The following is a 17,349-nucleotide window of genomic DNA, read 5'->3' on the forward strand; positions in this document are numbered from 1 at the left end:
TAATAGAAAAAAAACAATACACAGTGCTAGGAGACAGTCAGATGACATTTACAGGCTTTACCGAAGAAGATTTCAATGTATTTACTGTACCCGGATTGGAAGCCAGAATGGAGGCGCTAAAATCCACTGTACGGCCTAAACTTGAAGCGATTGGTGCTCACTTTGCGCCAATTCTTTCAGCCGAGACAGGTGACGAAATGTTTTATCATGTGGCCAAGCATGCCCGCAGAACGGTTCATCCACCGCAAGACACATGGGTAGCTTGGGCTGGCAGCAAGCGGGGATACAAAATGCTCCCGCATTTCCAAGTAGGCCTCTGGGAAACCCACCTTTTCATTTGGTTTGCCATTATTTATGAATCACCGGCAAAGCAGCATTTTGCTGGAAATTTAGCCATACACTGGAACAGGCTTAAGGAAGATGTACCGCAGCAGTTTGTCTGGTCATATGATCACACAAAACCGGACGTATTTTCCCAAAAGGACATGAGCGATGCCAAAATGCAGGAAATGATTGATCGTTTAAAGCATATTAAGAAAGCAGAAATTTTATGCGGGCTTACACTTGATAGAAACGACAGAGCCGTGAAAGATGGCGAGCTTCTGCTTGACACCATTGATAAAACATTTGCGGCTGTGCTTCCATTATACAAGCTGGCCCGGTAAACGAATAAGAATAAACACCGCGGACATGCCGCTCTGTTCTTTCCCCCCGCAGAAGTTTTTCGGCCGCTTTCTGTCACGATAGGCGGACCGGCAAAACATCTGGGTATCTCAATGATGGAGACAAGTTGCCGGTCTTTTTCGCCCTCTGTTCCAGACGCTCCTAAAGGGGAAAGAAAGGAGCCGTCATTGCCTCGCGATGTTTTTCTTTAGCGTTTGGGGACCACTACGGTCCCCATTTAAGAAATAACAATCTTAAAATAACATATAATTTCTTTATCGATAAAAAAATCGCGAAAAAATGGGCCCCATCTTCTCGCGATTTTTTGTTGCCGACTATCTCACGGCAGATTCCCACATGCCATTCATAATGCTTAGTCGTGATTGTGCGGAGGTAATCATTTCATCAAATAACTGCTGAACGGTTGGAACATCATCAATCAGGCCTATAACCTGCCCGGCCCATCCAAAGGCAGACTGCTCATCCCCATCGTGGATGAATTTTCGGTTAGCCGTCCCGCTTATTAAATCTTTAATATCCTCATATGTAACGCCTTGTTTCTCTCTTTCAACTAAATCTAGCGTGTAATCCGTTCGAAGCGCCCGGGCCGGTGCGCCGATAGAACGTTTAATAACGATCGTGTCTGATTCACTTCCTTTAAGTATCGCCTCTTTATAGGCTTCACTTGCATGGACGCATTCACGCGTCGCAATAAATCTTGTTCCCATCTCTACACCTTCCGCACCAAGGGCTAGAGCCGCCAAGAGGCCTCTGCCGTCCCCAATTCCCCCACTCGCGAGAACAGGAATGGATACGGAATCAACCACGCGCGGAATCAATACCATCGTGCCTAAATCATCGCGGCCAATATGGCCCCCGCCTTCCTGGCCTACCGCCATTACTGCATCGGCACCTAGCTCCTCTGCCTTCTCCGCCTGCCGGACGCCAGCTACTAGCACCAGGGTGCGAATATCTTCACCCTTAAGCCGTTCAAAAATCGGTTTTGGATTTCCCCCTGTAACCGAAATCGCTGCAACTTTTTCTTCAATTGCAACTTCCAGTAGCGCCTCATACGATTTCTCGTGCTGCCCGATAGCGAAGTTGACGCCAAAAGGCTTATCGGTCAACTCGCGAACCTTACCGATTTCTTCGCGCACTCTCTCAGGTGTCCCCAGCGTCATGGCCGTGATCTGGCCCAATCCTCCAGCGTTACTTACTGCTGCGCAAAGTTCTGAATAGGCAAGATAGGCCAGCCCACCCTGGACAATGGGGTATTGAATGCCAAATATTTCTGTTACCCGAGTCTTCAACTGCCTCACTCCTTTTTTCATAATTCCAACTCTTTTTACTTCGCCTGGCGAAACATGAATTCCTTTTTATTTTCACAGACTTTTACTTGCAATCGAAAGGGTTTTTGATATACTCTAATTTGTTTAAAAATGCACGAAAAGACCACATTGGAAATGGGGCATAACATAAATGGACCAAACAAAGACTCCCCTCTTTACAGGCGTAGTAGAGCATGCGCGCAAAAATCCGCTCCAGTTTCATATCCCCGGCCATAAAAAAGGGGCTGGGATGTATCCTGAATTCAGAGATTTTATCGGGCAAAATGCCCTATCCATTGATTTAATAAATATAGCGCCACTTGACGACCTGCACCATCCGAAAGGAATGATTAAAGACGCCCAGGATTTAGCAGCCGAAGCGTTCGGCGCAGACCACACATTCTTCTCCGTTCAGGGAACAAGTGGAGCCATTATAACCATGATCATGGCTGTTGTCGGACCCGGTGAAAAAATCATTATTCCCCGCAACGTGCATAAATCGGTGCTGTCCGCCATTATTTTCGCAGGTGCGATCCCTGTTTTTGTGCATCCTGTAATGGACACCAACCTCGGAATAGCGCATGGAATCACAACCGCATCCGTAAGAAAGGCCTTAGAGCAGCATTCGACTGCTAAAGGGGTGCTTGTCATTAACCCAACTTATTTCGGAGTGGCTGCCAATTTAAAAGAAATTGTTGATGTTGCCCACGAATATAACGTGCCGGTGCTCGTAGATGAGGCCCACGGGGTGCATATTCATTTTCACGATCATTTGCCGCTTTCGGCCATGCAGGCAGGCGCCGATATTGCGGCAACGAGCGTTCATAAACTGGGCGGATCGATGACCCAGAGTTCGGTTTTGAATCTGAGAGAAGGTTTAATTTCAGCGAACCGGGTCAAATCCATTATAAGTATGCTTACAACAACTTCCACCTCCTACCTTCTGCTGGCTTCCCTGGATACGGCCCGCAAACAGCTGGTGCTTAACGGGAAAGAATTGATGGACCGTGTGCTGGAATTAGCTGCTTTTGTCCGGGATGAAATCAATCAAATTCCTGGCCTTTACTGTGTAGGTAAAGAAATTCTTGGTACTGAAGCGACCTATGATATGGATCCTTCAAAATTAATTATCCAGGTCCGCGGGCTTGGCATAACCGGTCACCAGGCTGAAGTGTGGCTCCGAGAGAAATACAATATTGAAGTAGAATTGAGCGACCTGTACAATATTCTGTGCCTTGTGACCCCCGGTGACACGATCTTGACTGTTACCATGCTCGTTCAAGCACTGCGTGAGCTGGCGCGGATTCACATGGGTGAAGCCTCGATGAAAATACTGCCGGTGCACCTGCCTACTATTCCGGAACTGGCCATTTCGCCACGAGAAGCGTTTTACGCGGAAACTGAAATCGTGCCGCTTAAAGAAGCAGCGGAACGCATTATTGCAGAATTCATCATGATCTATCCGCCAGGTATTCCAATTGTTATGCCGGGTGAAATTCTCTCAGAAGAGAACGTTCATTACATCATTGAAAATATGGAAGCAGGCCTTCCCGTGCAGGGTCCGGAAGATGAGTCTATTCAGACCGTCAAGGTAATCAAGCGCACACAGGCTATTAAATAGTACGTGGTCCATTAAACAAAAAAAGAACCTCTGGCAGGTTCTTTTTTTGTTTGTCCTTATTTATCTTCCGAAGAGGCGTTTCTTGATCCACAGTCCGGGCAAACTCCATACAACGTGTCAACTTTTTCAAATTCGTAATGTTCAATAATGCCCTCACACTGTTGGCAAACCACTGTAACCATTTTTTCGACCTCCATATTCTTTCATTGTGTATGATTTTCAATCATAACTGCGGTTTGTGTTATATTATTAATATAATATGTTATACTAATTCGGTCAATAGGGATTTATTAAAAAATTAAAAAACCCGCTCTTTTTAGAGCGAGTTTATTCTGTGATTTAATATTGTTCGAGGGAATTGGTAACCGAGGGCAAATGTTCTTTTAGAAATACCGAAAGTTCCTCGGCTTCGGTAAGCGTGGAGATGGAAAACTTGTTTTTCAAAATTTCCAGGTTTTCAGCATCCTCGGCACATAGAAGAGACGATCTTCCTGTCTGCATGCAAATAACAAGAGGCTTTCCAAAAAATTGATGAGTGTATACGATACCAAAATCATAGCGGCTGGTTTCGGATGCAAAACCAGCGAACCGCACCTTCGTTGTTTCGGTTTCGTCGTATAAGCGTTCAAACATTGAGAAATCCTCCTTTATTTGAATTTAATTTATTTTATATTATATCAGAATTTTTTGTATTTATATAGCATTATTTTCCCTCTTTTAGCCATCCAAGCTCCTAAACGACCAATTATTGCTTTATCCTTGATTGTAGCTTCTGTTGCCCAGCAAAAAGGACTGCTCCCTCAGGTTGGAGTCAGTCCCCTATTTCAACTGTGTGTTAGACGCCGTGTTTTGCTTCCGGTTTCACGAATCCAATTGATTTTTTCCTGGCCATGAAGCTCTTCCGCCAGAAAATCCAAACACTCGAAGAACAGTGCGGAAACATTTCTCCCGTACTTCTCTTCCAGGCTTTCAAGCGCACGTGTTATCCGAAAAACTTCAGGAGCCTGTTCGCGGCTTTCTTCTATGATAGTTCGTCCTTTATCTGTTAGGTAAACATTTACTACCCGTCCGTCTTTATCGCTTTTCTCGATTGTAACCAGGCCCTTTTCCATCATCTTCTTAACATGAATGACGACAGATGACGGATGCCAGAATGTCCATTCGGCTATCTGGGTAACACGCACTCCTTCATAACAATAAACAATCCAAAGAATATTCAGCTGGACAGCTGAGTCCAGTTGAAGGTTGCGGGCGGCGGTTTCCCAATCATCTTTATTTACGACAGCAATAGCGCGCAGCGTGTTCAGCACATCATGCAGCTCATGTGGCTGGTCATTATTTTTTCGCATAAAAGACCTCTCTTCCCCTCCACAAAGTAATATTATTTATATAATTTCATTTACTTATAATAGTATATTTTTCTAAAAATTTAGTCAACACATTGTTTGCTAAAATCCGGTCTGGTGTTTTAAGTTGTCAAATATTTACTCGGGTGCTAAACTTAAAAAGAAAAAATTTGCAAGAATCTGGCGACGGGGGGGAATAAAATGAATGGGTAAGAGCGCTTACATTAAATTTGTTGAAGGGTCAACGACTAAACAGGTCACAATAAATGAAGTAAAAGAAAAGATACAACACTATATAGAGATGACAACAAAAACCGGCGAGCAGCTCCATTGGGGGTATAATCAGTCCGCCTTCCCCTATACACTACAAGAGAAACCGGAGTCTCAGGGACAATGGTTTTATCTAAAAGGGACCGATCCGCAGCTCTATCATTATATAATTGTCGGCGTTGGTTCTAAACTGTCTGAAGGGACAGTACAGGATCAGGCGGCTAACGGAGAAATCGTGACACCAGCAGAGCCTGTAGAGGAACACTACATTCAAGTAACACTGACTGATCAATCTACCCACGGCGATAAAGGCAAGGCGATTGAATTTTGCAAGTACCTGGGCAAAGAATATAAGGCCGAGCTGCATTTATTTAACGGCCGCATTATGTATTATAATCCGCGTAAATAAAAGCACAAAAAAGGACAGAAGGTATCTGTCCTTTTTTGGTGGGCAAGAAAATAGGAACTTTCCTGCCCACATCATTGCAACTAGCTGCTAAGCTTTTGCTTTCGGCTTGGCCTCAGCGAAGTCTTTCTGTGCCGGGTAAATGGAACATGCCCGCTGCTACCCGGTTACTGTTACCCCGCACACGGGGGTACCCGATGGGATCGTTTCAGCGAATAATACCGGCCGTCTACCATACGTACACCCAGTTCGCCACAATACTCCCGGTTTCGCTCCATTCCGTACAGCAGGCATTCGTCAGCCTGCAGGTTGATCTCAAAATCAACATAGTGGTCAAGCCCATCATTCTTAATCATTCGTTCCGTTACGTCATACACGCGAAGAACAAACGGCAATTCAGACAGGGGAATCGCGAACCGCTGCTCGATCGCTTCCTTCTGCTCATTCTTAAACTCCCAGGATGCTACGAGCGACTGTGAATCAGACCAGGTGATGCATAAGTTGGGGCCTTCCAAATCATTGTTGGAGGTACGCCTCTTAGGCTTCGCTTTCATTCGATACTCTCGTTCCTTTCTCTATTTAAGTTTCACATAAGTGAAGGTGTTGATCAAAACTTACTTTTTATTATAACATTAAGCCGATAAAATAGAAATATCGTCCACTGGGATAGGCGTTTATTGGGAATGGATGATATTCTGCCCTACTACAATATAATCTCCTGTAGCCTCCTGCTTCATAATCAGCTGTACTTTATAGTCCCCTGCTTCATTAAATTGCATTCCCTTCACATTATGCGTATACAAAAAAGCCGTTCCATTCAGATTCGATGAATAGCTCTGTGGATAACTAATGTACTCTTCCCCTCCCGATGGACTTATCACAATCACCTTAAAGGTAAGGTTACTTGTTTTTGGTGTGTTGGAAATTTCCGCAAAAATATCAAAAGAGGCGTTTTTGCCTTTGGTCACAGCCATAAAGGGTGAATTAAGCTGATAACTCCCTGAAGCTGTTTTCGTGATTTCACCAGCCATAATCATGTTAACATCCGGCCTGACAACTGAGGTTTCTCCGGAAGCCTGATTATAGTGAACAAAAGCGCCAAGTTTATCGGAAAAGCCTCGAAGGGAAACCATAATGGTGTTACCTAGCATAATAGGAGGTATGTCCGCTGCATTCTGCATGGCGCCGTTAACGACTACATTAGCGATTGGATATTTTCCCATATATAGCCGGCTGGATGCCGCTGTAACTGCCCCTGTAATAAAAAGTGATGCGAGAACGACGAGCCACTTACTCTTCCCCTTCATACACATTGCAACCCCTTTGCTTCTTAACTACATTATTATATACGCACAGGAATTGGCTTTGTTTTATTTTTTTCACATGTATACGAAAGAAATTTTGGCTGAGGCCAAACTACAACCAGGCTTCGGCACGGCTTTTTTCGCTAAAAAGGGGGCTAGCCCTAAAAGGTCACGTTATATGTCCTTTTGGGTCAGCCCCTGGTTTATTTATGCAAAAATTTTTAGCGGGAGAGCACATCAAGCAGACTGTGGTAGCCTTTTAAAATGTGCTGGAAATACTGGGTAAACTTATGGGCAAAGTGAAAAACTCCTTTGTTTTCATCTTTGTTTTGCCCTTTCCCACCCTGTTGATTTTGCTGGTCGGCACTTTCATTTGATGCTTTATTATCATCCGTACTACCCGCTGTATCAGGTTTAGATTGATTAGATACACTCCCGTTTTGCCCTGCGTCAGCCGGTGTATTGGTTGAACCAGCTTGTCCGGATGGCTAGGACGGTTGTGTGTTGTCACTGGGAGCCGCAGCAGCCGTGGCGTTGCCCAGAGCCCCTGTCACAGCAGAAGCAGGCTCTGCACTGGCTACTTTCCCCAACGTTCCTGTTGCTGCAGAAGTAGGCACAGCGCTTGTTGCGTCACCCAGTGCCCCTGTCGCTGCAGAGGTAGGGATTACGTTAACTGCATTTCCTAATCCGCCTGTCGAAGTAGGCACACTTGTAACTTTGCCCAATGCTCCCGTCACTTCAGAAGTCGGGAGTGCGCTCGTTGCTTTTGAAGCGGTGTTGGAACCCCCTGAATTTGCAGCTGACGGGGCAGTATTTGCAGAGCTGGCTGTGCCGGAGCCTGTATTTTGATTGGCACTTCCAGTTGAATTACTGCTGCCATTTGCATTTGGGCTGCTGCTATTCGCGGACGGAGCATTGCTTAAGTATTTGTCAAGAGCAGTTTTATAGTATCCAATTAGGTTTTCATATTCATTTGAAATGGTATCGTATGCTGACATTACCCATGTGGTATCGAAGGCACCTGTCAGATCTTTTGAATTTGTGCTGCTAGACACTGCGGAAGGTGCAGCTTGTGCCTCAGGTGTAGTTTGGTTGCTGCTAGGGCTGGAAGAAGCTGTGCTGCCAGTAGACCCCGATTGCTGAGATGTTGCTGTTGCCGGAACCGCTGTCGGAACTGCAACTGGCGCTTTTGTTGGCGCCGCGGCCGGAGTTGACGATGCGCTGGCAGCTGCATCTTTTTGTACAGCTGATCCAGTTGTATTAGTTGGCTGGTTAGTATTGCTCGTTGTGGAAGTATTCGCTGCTGGCTTTGATGTTGTTCCAGATGCTGTTCCAGCAGCGTTGGAACCAGCGGCTGTTGGTGCAGGCGTGCTGGAAGCTGGATTCACTGTGCTGCTGTCTGTTGTAATAGTATCGCCCGATGCAGGCGTTCCATTGTCAGCTCCTGCTGCAGTATTGTTAGCTGTTGAGGCAGTATTGTCAGCTGGCTTCGCCGTGCTGTTGTCTGATGCAGCAGTATTGTCAGCTGGCTTCGCCGTGCTGTTGTCTGTTGCAGCAGTATTGTCAGCTGGCTTCGCCGTACTGTTGTCTGTTGCAGCAGTGTCATCAGCTGGTTTCGTCGTGCTGTTATCTGTTGCAGCAGTGCTGTCAGCTGGCTTCGCCGTGCTGTTATCTGTTGCAGCAGTGCTGTCAGCTGGCTTCGCCGTGCTGTTATCTGTTGCAGCAGTGTTGCCAGTGGCCGTATTGCCACCCGTATCACTTGCATTAGCGGAAGAATCGGTTGACTGATCTGAAGCGGTTCCTCCGTTTGCACCAGGGTTTACCGCTGGTGTCTGGCTCGTACTATTGTTATTATTGTCTGTACCCGTAGTAGGTGCTGTTACTGACTGGCTATTGGCATCGTTATTGGCTGCGCTTGGAGTAGTGGAACCTGTGCTGTTCGCACTTGAATTGGACGCACCTGTCTGCTGTGCAGCATCGCTAGTTTGAGAAGTAGGATTAGCTGTTGTAGTGTCAGCTGCAAATACCGGAGCACCTGCTGCGAGAAAACCTGTCGCGATAAGCGATGTAGACATGACTGCAGGCAGAATTTTTTCCTTCAGAATTTTAGGTTGATTGTTCTTGTTCATAAATTATCTCCTCCGTTTTCTTACTTTTTTGGTTTTCGGAAAAACTTTGGCCTTCGTGGTGATGAACAATAACACTTATGCATCTAATTTCGCGACTGCGTTGTACCGCCCCGGTACATTCTTTAATTTACAGCTCATTCATAACCATTCGATGTTCATTTGATGAACACTTTCTTAAAAGAGTTTTACCAAACAATTACCAACTGTCCTTTTTTAACCAAAAAAACCGTCAGCACCCAGGGCTCTGCATAGACGAATACGTGCAGTTCTACCTAATCGTATGTTTGGCTTCGGCCAGGCCCTAGGCGAGAGACAGCAACGCTAAATCTCTTATGCGAATTTTTCTTCCACTAAAAAAAGGCTCCCTTTGCCGGAGCCTCGTGCTTGTGTTTCCTCTTAGTTGTTTTTATCCTGCGTTTTCTGTATCCTGCCTTCCTTTGCGGCCCGTTCATTCTCCGCTTCCAGCTCATCCCGTAATCGATGAGCGAGCCGGCTTGATGCGGATGCGGCAACGCTGGCGATCAAATCATCGAGAAAGGTATGGATGGCGTTGCCCTGCTTGGTATCAAGCCTTTTTATAACGCCTATTTTTTGTTTATCCAAGTGCCCGAATGTGGTTACCGCTATGCTGCCGTACCCAAATACAGAGCCCAGTGCAAGCGTTTCATCACAGCCAAACAAACCTTCATCAGATTCTACAATAGATTGCAGCGGTTCAGACAGCATGCCCTCTTCTGCCAACCGGTCTAATTCTGTTCCCACAAGAATGGCATGCTGCACCTCCCGCTTTTCAAGTACCGCCCGAACACTGTCCATACAAGCTGATTTTTTTATCCCAACATTGTATGGAGCCTGCATAATATATACGATTTCCGCTATGTCCTCAATTGTGACTCCCCGATCGACAAGTCTGGACAACACCGCTTCTTTCACTTCTTTACTGGGAACCTGCCTTTTCATTTAACAAGACTCCTTCCAGTTCCAACACTGGCTAAAACGCTTATACTCTATGATAGTGCAACCCCTTCTAACTGTTGACGGCTAATAGTTTTTTATCAAATGAAAAACCGGTGAATACTCACCGGTCATCTGTCTCTGTATGCGCACTTTCTTCTCTAGCCATTATGGATTCTCCTGGCAAAAACCAATCTGAATGTTCATTTATTTTGTTAACCACAACTGCCAGCATATAACACGTTCCAAATAGAAGAATGAGTACAAGTAGCGAGAAAATTACGATATACACCAATTCCAAAATCTTTTTCCTCCTTACAAACGAATATACTTAGGGTATACTTTTATTGTGAAAAATATACTTGTTCATGCACATAAAGGAGACAAACCTCATGGTGAACTATTCGGCATATCCAGTAAAGGATCGCGCTGCACTCGATAAAGCACTATCCGTGAGACGCCGCGTATTTATTGATGAACAACACGTACCGGAAGATCTCGAAATTGATGAATTCGACAAGGAACAAAGCCTTGCTAAACATTTTATAGTAGCAGATGAACAGCAAGAAGTGTGTGCGGCTGCCCGTTTTCGCCCATACGAGGAGGACACTGCAAAAATTGAAAGGGTGGCGGTTTTAGCAGAATGCCGCGGTAAAGGGCTGGGTAGAATAATTATGGATGCAATTGAAAATGAAGCGCGGCTGATGGGTTTTCGTTATGTTAAATTAAATGCACAAATCTCTGCCCAAATCTTTTATGAGAGGCTTGGATACACTGCACAAGGCGATACATTTATGGATGCGGGAATTGAACACATTGCAATGAAGAAAAAATTATAAAGAAAAATCCCGCATAACTGCCCAACTGTAGGGTATGCGAGATTTTTTTCACTTATTTGCCTGCAAGCTCCTTAATACGGTTTAACGTTTGTTTCGGAACACTTTTTTCACCCAGATCACCATGGAATACTTTCCCATTTCTTATCCCGTGAAAATCAGATCCCCCGGTTTTAATGAGGCCATATTCGTCGGCGAGACTCCCATATGTCGCCTCATCTTCCGGTCCGTGGTCAGGATGGAAGACTTCAATCCCTTTCAGCCCTACTCCAATTAATTCGCGTGCTAATTCCACATTCTTATACAGTCCAGGGTGGGCGAGCACAGGTACGCCTCCCGCATCCAGAATGAGTTGAACGGCTTCTGCCGGCGTAATGCGGGGCGGATTGGTATAGGCGGCACCCGATGTGCTCAGGTATTTATCAAACGCCTCCTGAGTGCTCGCCACTACGCCCTTGTCTACAAGCACTTGCGCAATATGCGGCCGGCCAATATTGCCATTCTTATCTGTTCTACGGCTGCGAACCTCATCCATGGTAATCGGAATGCCGAGTGACACGAGCTTATCGACGATCATCTGATTTCTTGTGTTTCTCACATTTCGAAGTTCTTCGACCCTATTTAGGAATTTCTCATCCGTATAATCCATGTAATAACCTAAGACATGAACGTCTTTTCCCTCGTATACCGAACTGATCTCAATTCCAGGAACGATTTCTACGTTATATTTTTCCCCTTCTTCAATTGCATGCGGAAATGCTGCCACTGTATCGTGGTCCGTAATGGCAAAAGCTGATAGACCGTTTGCCAGAGCCCTGGCAATGCTTTGCTCAGGTGTAAACGTTCCGTCAGATGCTGTTGTGTGCGAATGTAGATCAACGCGCTTCATTGTTGTTCACCTCAGTTAATTTCCCATAATGCTGTAGCCTGCATCCACGTGGATGACTTCCCCGGTTATGCCGCGTGACAAGTGGCTGAACAGGAATAATGCGGTATCCCCGACTTCACTCTGGTCAATCATTCGCCCAAGCGCAGCTTTATCAGCAACATGTTTGGTCATTTCATTAAAGTTACGAATCCCTTTTGCCGCTAATGTCCGAATCGGACCTGCAGAGATCGCATTCACCCGGATGCTGGATTTCCCCATATCTGCCGCAAGATATCGTACACAGGACTCCAGGGCGGCCTTGGCGATGCCCATAACGTTGTAATTAGGCATGACCCTTTCCCCGCCAAGGTATGTTAATGTCACAACGCTTCCTCCCTCGGCCATTAAACCTTCTGCTGCTCTCATAACGGCAACTAGCGAGTATGCACTGATATCATGCGCGATAGCAAATCCGGATCGACTGGTAGCAGAGAACCTTCCTTCCAGCTCTTCTGTTGGAGCAAAGGCGATGCAGTGGGCAATCCCATGCAGTACCCCGACCCTCTCTTTAATCTGCCTGAATGCTTGCTCTATATCTTCATCACTTGTAACATCGCAGGATATGAGAATCGGTTCATCATCTGCCTGTAAAGAGGCTACCAATTCTTCTACGTTTTTCTTCAAGCGTTCGCCCTGGTATGTAAAAAGCAGCCGGGCGCCAGCAGCGTGAAGGGACTGCGCGATCCCCCATGCGATGCTTCTTTTGTTGGCAACGCCCATTATCAGTATATTTTTCCCTTGAAGAATATTCATTCGTTGCCTCCTTAACAGTAACGGTAATATATCGACATAACATGCATATATTTAACCAAGGAAGATTTTAAATCATTGTACAATAAATTAAACAACTTGTGTTTAAAAGCGCGTAAGTTGAGGTAAAAATCTCATAAATTCAGCTAATAAAGGGGAATCAAGGATGGAGCAGGTTACAAAATGTGATAAAATTCTGTTCACGATGGATTGTGACCATCTTGCGACAGAAATCGCGGATCTTCGTGATAAAATGCACAAAATCGCCAGCAAGAAAAACAGCCTTACCCACCCTTCTGTTGTGGCCATCAGCCAACTGCTGGATACAAAACTAAATGATTTTTCCAAAATCACCTGTTCCCGTTCCCACAATCAGGTAACCGTCATCTGAGAAATGGGAGAATCGTCATTAGCATGAGAGAAATTGCCATAATAATCGAAAGTACCATATAAATCTTTTTCATTTTCTGCACCACGTTTACCTCGCTTTATCCATAGACGAGAAGAAATGTATAAAGTCCAACAATAGACAAGAAATGCCTCCTATCAGCTAGAGATTTATCATCCATCGAATAGCAGGCATTTCTTGTTCTGTGTATGTTAGCTCACCTGATGTTCAATCCGCAGTTTATCAGCTACCATCGCAATAAATTCGCTGTTTGTAGGCTTAGCTTTACTGTTGCTTACAGTATAACCAAACAGCGTGCTGATTGAATCATAATTGCCTCTGCTCCATGCCACCTCAATTGCGTGGCGTATGGCGCGTTCCACACGGCTTGCCGTCGTATTAAATTTCTTCGCAATTTCAGGATACAATATTTTGGTTATGGAGCCGAGCAATTCGATATCGTTGTACACCATCGTGATCGCTTCACGCAAATATAAATACCCTTTAATATGTGCGGGAACCCCAATTTCATGAATGATGTTGGTTATATTTTGATCCAGATTCTTTCCCTTCGGGGGAACGGATGGCTGTCTTAAAGTTCGGGTGGCCGGAATGGAGGAATCGGCTACCTGGCGGAGTCTGGTTGTAAGAACCTCCATATCAAAAGGTTTTAAAATATAATAAGAAGCACCGAGCTCTACAGCCTTCTTTGTTATTTCTTCCTGACCAAATGCAGTGAGCATAATGATTTTAGGCACTGTAGGAAGGTTCATCGACCGAACCTGTTCAAGTACAGCTAAACCATCTAAATGGGGCATAATTATATCTAAAATGAGGACATCAGGTACGGTATGAGATAGGAGCTTAAGAACCTCATTTCCGTTATACGCTACGCCGACTACTTCTATGTCTTCCTGTGTGCTTAAGTATTCCTGCAGCAATTCTGTAAATTCACGGTTGTCATCTGCCAATATAACGCGTATATTCTTCAAATTTTTTCTCTCCTTTTGCTTACTTCCTCATTCTACCACGAAAGAAATTACTGTAAAATGCTCCGCGTTGTAATTTCGACGCCCGGCATGCATATCCTGCAAAATCACTTGGAAATCCTTTCGACGGATCTCTATGTATTCCGACAAGAGTCAGATAAACATTGCGGCTTTGTGATTTTGGGACATGTCCCTTTTTCCCCTACACATTTTAATGCATTAACAGACTTAAACATTCTAGAAGAAAAAAACTCAAGGCCGTCTAGCTCGCCTTGAGTTTTCCTTTACTCTGACTGCGAATATCTATCCCTGCATCCCGCAGCATCCATTCAATATACGTACCGTAACCGGATTTCGGGTCATTTACAAAAACGTGCGTTACGGCTCCTACCAAACGGCCATTCTGGATGATGGGGCTGCCGCTCATCCCCTGCACAATGCCGCCGGTCTTATTAAGCAGACGCGGGTCGGTGACCCTGAGGATAAGCCCTTTGGTTGCCGGGAACTTCTGTGAAACCGTATTGACGATTTCAATCTTAAACTTCTCAACGGTTGTTCCATTGATTACCGTATAAATCTCGGCTGGCCCCGGTTTTACCTGTTCGCTGAGCGCGACCGGAACCGGTTTTGTGGCTAGGTTGTTGTCAGGCATCTTCTTCATATTTCCAAAAATGCCAAATGGGGTATTCTTTTCGATGTTTCCGAGCTTTACGCGTTCGTTCTTAAACGTTGCGAATTTCTCTCCTGGCGTACCCGACTTTCCTGGTTCAATCGATGTTACACTGGATTGTACCACGTGTCCATCGCCAACGGTAATCGGTTTTCCTGTATCGATGTCGGAGATCACATGTCCCAGTGCGCCGTATCGCTGGCTTTTGGGATCATAAAAGGTCATCGTTCCTACACCTGCGGCAGAATCACGGATATATAGGCCCATGCGATACGATTTGTCGTTATCATCAAGTGCCGGCGTTAATTCCATTTGCAGCTTTTCTTTGCCGCGAAGTACTTCAAGTTGAACCGGCTGACCTTTTTTCCCAGCTTCATTCACCAGCCTGCCAACGTCGTCCATATCATTAATGTACACACCATTAACCCTTACGATCATGTCGCCTACTTTAATATTTGCGATTTCCCCCGGCGAAATTTTCTTTCCCTTGTTTTCGACAAGATGATGGCCCACAACAAGTACACCTACTGTTTGCAGCTGCACGCCAATGGACTGTCCGCCTGGGATGACTTTGAGTTCGGGCAATACCTCAACATTTACGGTTTTCACCGGTATGCTGGCAATTTTAAGCATGACTTTAGCTTCTCCGGGGTGGCGAGGCTCTATCGTCAGCGGTTTTTCCAAATCAACGGTTTTCGCTGCACTGTTTCCAAAAGCAACAACGTCCGGATTGCTTGTCTCAATGGTTGCCGTCACCGGAACGGTTAACGATAGCTGGGCAAGCGATCCCTGAAAAATACGGAGTTTTTCCGGAAAGGAAGCAAACTGCTGAAAAGGGGTTGAAGAGAAAGTGAAAAGAGCGAGTACAATTAACAAATAGCCAAACCATGTCTTTACGTATTTCTTCAAGGGCATTCACGCTCCTACACGTTCCCTACCTACACCTCCATTTATCTGTAATAATAATCTTTCCGTAGTTCCCCGCATTTATAACACAGACGCAGAGCAATGTTATCCTTGAAAGGATGAAAAAGCCGCTACTTCATGCTCGCCTTGATTTGACCCGCCTGGGCCAGCAACTCCCTTGCATTGTCTTTCGTTTTCTCCGTCACCTGAACACCGCCGAGCATGCGGGCTAGCTCCAGTACCTGCTCTTCGTAGGGAAGATGCTCCACCCGTGTCTGTGTTTCCTGTTCATCCATGTGCTTCTCAATGCGCAGGTGGGCATCCGCCATGCTTGCGACCTGCGGCAAATGGGTAATAGCCAGGACCTGGCGCCGGCGGGAAACACGGGCCAGCTTTTCAGCGATCGCCTGCGCTGCGCGGCCGCTAACACCAGTGTCCACTTCGTCAAAAATCATGGTATCGATATTCTCAGCATCGGCAAGTATGGTTTTCATTGCCAGCATGATGCGTGACAGCTCACCGCCTGAAGCAATTTTACTAACCGGGCGCAGTGGTTCCCCTGGGTTTGGCGCAATAAGAAATTCCACCTGGTCTATTCCTTTAGGACCAAGCCGAAGCTTTTCCCCTTCGACTTCAAGCCCTTTCTCATCATCTTCCTGAGTTACCGCTATTTTAAAGCGGGCACGTGTCATATGCAAATCCTTCAACTCCTCCTCGATGGCAGAAGATAATTGCTCGGCAATGTGTTTGCGGATTTTAGAAAGTTCTAACGCTTCTACAGCCAGGTCCAACGAAATTTCCCGCAGGCGGTCCTTAAGCTTTTCAATGCGGGATTCCCTGTTTTCAATTGTGTCCAGTTCATCCTCAATGGCTGCCGCATACTCCAGAATTTCGTCTACAGAACGCCCATATTTTCTTTTAAGTCTGGTTAACTCATCCAGCCTGGTTTCAATCTGGGCCAGCCTGTCGGGATTGAAGTCGATGCTATCCCGATAACCACGGATAGCATGGGCCGCTTCCTCCAGCTGGTAAAAGGCATTCTCTACCATTTGAAACGTTTCCTTGAGTGCATCGTCATACGGAAGAACCGTTTCAAGGTTGCTCATGGCATTGCTGACCCAGTCCACTCCATGCTGTTCTCCCACAAGCGAGCGGTAGGCATCCTCAAGGCCTTTGACCATCTTTTCACCGCCGCTTAATCGTTTTCTATCCTGTTGCAGCTGTTCATCCTCCAGCGGTTTGAGCTGGGCAGCAACGATTTCATCTAACTGAAAACGAAGCATGTCCAGCCGCTGAACCATCTCCCGCTCATTGGTCGAAATATACGCTAATTCTGAATGGAGATCTCTGTACTGCCGGAAAAGTTCCGAAAAAGCACCAAGGGCAGGTGCCGTTTTTTCCTCGCCGAACGCATCCAGCCAATCAATGTGCCTGTCTCCCTGCATGAGGGACTGGTGCTCATGCTGCCCGTGAATGTTAATCAGCCAAGGGCCCAGTTCCCGAAGCATGGTCAGGGTTATCAGCTGGCCGTTAATCCGGCATACGCTTTTTCCAGAACTCGTAATCTCCCGCCGGACAATGATCATGCCGTCTTCCGGTTCGATGGCCATCCCCTGCAGCACGCCCAGTGCAGGTGCACCCACGTGGAATTCAAACAAGCCCTCGATTTCTGCTTTAGCACAGCCGAAACGAATGTAATCGGCAGAAGCACGTCCACCTAAAAGCAGCCCAAGCGCGTCAATCAAGATAGATTTACCCGCACCCGTTTCACCTGTAAGAATAGTAAGTCCCCGTTGAAACGCAACGGAGACTTCTTTGATAACCGCAAAGTTTTTAATCGTTAATTCAAGCAGCATATGGA

General features: G+C 45.9%; 19 protein-coding genes. 5 read left to right on the plus strand and 14 right to left on the minus strand.

The features are described from left to right. The first annotated feature begins 41 nt into the window (after window positions 1-41). Window positions 42-665, plus strand: a complete 624-nt coding sequence (locus PP175_RS17110) for a YktB family protein (protein WP_272439521.1) — start codon at window positions 42-44, stop codon at window positions 663-665. 333 nt (window positions 666-998) lie between these two features. Here PP175_RS17110 and PP175_RS17115 read toward each other — a convergent pair whose 3' ends face one another. Continuing rightward, on the minus strand, window positions 999-1,973 hold the full coding sequence (locus PP175_RS17115) for an NAD(P)H-dependent flavin oxidoreductase (protein ID WP_272439522.1): 975 nt from the start codon (window positions 1,971-1,973) through the stop codon (window positions 999-1,001). A gap of 169 nt (window positions 1,974-2,142) precedes the next feature. Between PP175_RS17115 and PP175_RS17120 the strand changes: the two genes are divergently transcribed. Next, window positions 2,143-3,612: an aminotransferase class I/II-fold pyridoxal phosphate-dependent enzyme gene (locus PP175_RS17120; RefSeq protein WP_272439523.1), complete on the plus strand. Its 1,470-nt coding sequence runs from the start codon at window positions 2,143-2,145 to the stop codon at window positions 3,610-3,612. 56 nt (window positions 3,613-3,668) lie between these two features. On the opposite strand, the gene PP175_RS17125 is transcribed toward PP175_RS17120, so the two are convergent. The 3 genes from PP175_RS17125 to PP175_RS17135 form a co-directional block, all read right to left on the minus strand. Then, window positions 3,669-3,794 (minus strand): GapA-binding peptide SR1P, encoded by a 126-nt coding sequence (locus tag PP175_RS17125; RefSeq protein ID WP_272439524.1) that lies wholly within the window; start codon window positions 3,792-3,794, stop codon window positions 3,669-3,671. Between the two features lie 157 nt (window positions 3,795-3,951). Then, window positions 3,952-4,245, minus strand: coding sequence for a DUF3055 domain-containing protein (locus PP175_RS17130; RefSeq protein WP_272439525.1), 294 nt, complete (start codon window positions 4,243-4,245; stop codon window positions 3,952-3,954). Between the two features lie 191 nt (window positions 4,246-4,436). Continuing rightward, on the minus strand, window positions 4,437-4,961 hold the full coding sequence (locus tag PP175_RS17135) for a MarR family winged helix-turn-helix transcriptional regulator (RefSeq protein WP_272439526.1): 525 nt from the start codon (window positions 4,959-4,961) through the stop codon (window positions 4,437-4,439). Between the two features lie 202 nt (window positions 4,962-5,163). Here PP175_RS17135 and PP175_RS17140 point away from each other — a divergent pair, with 202 nt between their 5' ends. Continuing rightward, window positions 5,164-5,637 (plus strand): DUF1885 family protein, encoded by a 474-nt coding sequence (locus PP175_RS17140; RefSeq protein WP_272439527.1) that lies wholly within the window; start codon window positions 5,164-5,166, stop codon window positions 5,635-5,637. Between the two features lie 170 nt (window positions 5,638-5,807). Here the strand turns inward: PP175_RS17140 and PP175_RS17145 are convergent, their stop codons facing one another. The 5 genes from PP175_RS17145 to PP175_RS17165 form a co-directional block, all read right to left on the minus strand. After that, a complete protein-coding gene (locus PP175_RS17145) occupies window positions 5,808-6,188 on the minus strand; it encodes a DUF4912 domain-containing protein (RefSeq protein ID WP_272439528.1) in 381 nt (126 codons plus the stop codon). A 120-nt stretch (window positions 6,189-6,308) separates the two neighbouring features. After that, window positions 6,309-6,941, minus strand: a complete 633-nt coding sequence (locus tag PP175_RS17150) for a hypothetical protein (RefSeq protein WP_272439529.1) — start codon at window positions 6,939-6,941, stop codon at window positions 6,309-6,311. 485 nt (window positions 6,942-7,426) lie between these two features. Then, complete coding sequence (locus tag PP175_RS17155) at window positions 7,427-9,067, minus strand: ribosomal eL19 family protein (RefSeq protein ID WP_272439530.1); 1,641 nt, start codon at window positions 9,065-9,067, stop codon at window positions 7,427-7,429. A gap of 396 nt (window positions 9,068-9,463) precedes the next feature. Then, window positions 9,464-10,027, minus strand: coding sequence for a phosphatidylglycerophosphatase A family protein (locus tag PP175_RS17160; protein WP_272439531.1), 564 nt, complete (start codon window positions 10,025-10,027; stop codon window positions 9,464-9,466). A gap of 118 nt (window positions 10,028-10,145) precedes the next feature. Continuing rightward, the gene (locus PP175_RS17165) at window positions 10,146-10,322 is read right to left on the minus strand and encodes a hypothetical protein (RefSeq protein ID WP_272439532.1); all 177 of its coding nucleotides are present in this window, start codon (window positions 10,320-10,322) and stop codon (window positions 10,146-10,148) included. A 91-nt stretch (window positions 10,323-10,413) separates the two neighbouring features. On the opposite strand from PP175_RS17165, the gene PP175_RS17170 reads away from it, so the two are divergent. Further along, complete coding sequence (locus PP175_RS17170) at window positions 10,414-10,860, plus strand: GNAT family N-acetyltransferase (RefSeq protein ID WP_272439533.1); 447 nt, start codon at window positions 10,414-10,416, stop codon at window positions 10,858-10,860. 52 nt (window positions 10,861-10,912) lie between these two features. On the opposite strand, the gene PP175_RS17175 is transcribed toward PP175_RS17170, so the two are convergent. Both PP175_RS17175 and fabI read right to left on the minus strand, forming a co-directional pair. Beyond that, entirely contained in the window at window positions 10,913-11,746 is an 834-nt protein-coding gene (locus PP175_RS17175; RefSeq protein ID WP_272439534.1) for a PHP domain-containing protein, read from the minus strand. A gap of 15 nt (window positions 11,747-11,761) precedes the next feature. Then, window positions 11,762-12,538 (minus strand): enoyl-ACP reductase FabI, encoded by a 777-nt coding sequence (gene fabI, locus PP175_RS17180; protein ID WP_272439535.1) that lies wholly within the window; start codon window positions 12,536-12,538, stop codon window positions 11,762-11,764. Window positions 12,539-12,701: 163 nt separating this feature from the next. Here fabI and PP175_RS17185 point away from each other — a divergent pair, with 163 nt between their 5' ends. Continuing rightward, entirely contained in the window at window positions 12,702-12,926 is a 225-nt protein-coding gene (locus tag PP175_RS17185; protein ID WP_272439536.1) for an aspartyl-phosphate phosphatase Spo0E family protein, read from the plus strand. Between the two features lie 209 nt (window positions 12,927-13,135). Here the strand turns inward: PP175_RS17185 and spo0A are convergent, their stop codons facing one another. From spo0A to recN, 3 genes are all read right to left on the minus strand, one after another. Beyond that, window positions 13,136-13,915, minus strand: a complete 780-nt coding sequence (gene spo0A, locus PP175_RS17190) for a sporulation transcription factor Spo0A (RefSeq protein ID WP_272439537.1) — start codon at window positions 13,913-13,915, stop codon at window positions 13,136-13,138. Between the two features lie 259 nt (window positions 13,916-14,174). Then, complete coding sequence (gene spoIVB, locus PP175_RS17195) at window positions 14,175-15,491, minus strand: SpoIVB peptidase (protein ID WP_272439538.1); 1,317 nt, start codon at window positions 15,489-15,491, stop codon at window positions 14,175-14,177. A gap of 128 nt (window positions 15,492-15,619) precedes the next feature. Beyond that, window positions 15,620-17,344 carry a DNA repair protein RecN gene (gene recN, locus PP175_RS17200; RefSeq protein ID WP_272439539.1) on the minus strand — a complete coding sequence of 575 codons (1,725 nt, stop codon included), beginning with the start codon at window positions 17,342-17,344 and terminating at the stop codon, window positions 15,620-15,622. Window positions 17,345-17,349: the final 5 nt, after the last annotated feature.

The sequence above is a fragment of the Aneurinibacillus sp. Ricciae_BoGa-3 genome (assembly GCF_028421645.1).
Lineage (GTDB): Bacteria > Bacillota > Bacilli > Aneurinibacillales > Aneurinibacillaceae > Aneurinibacillus_B.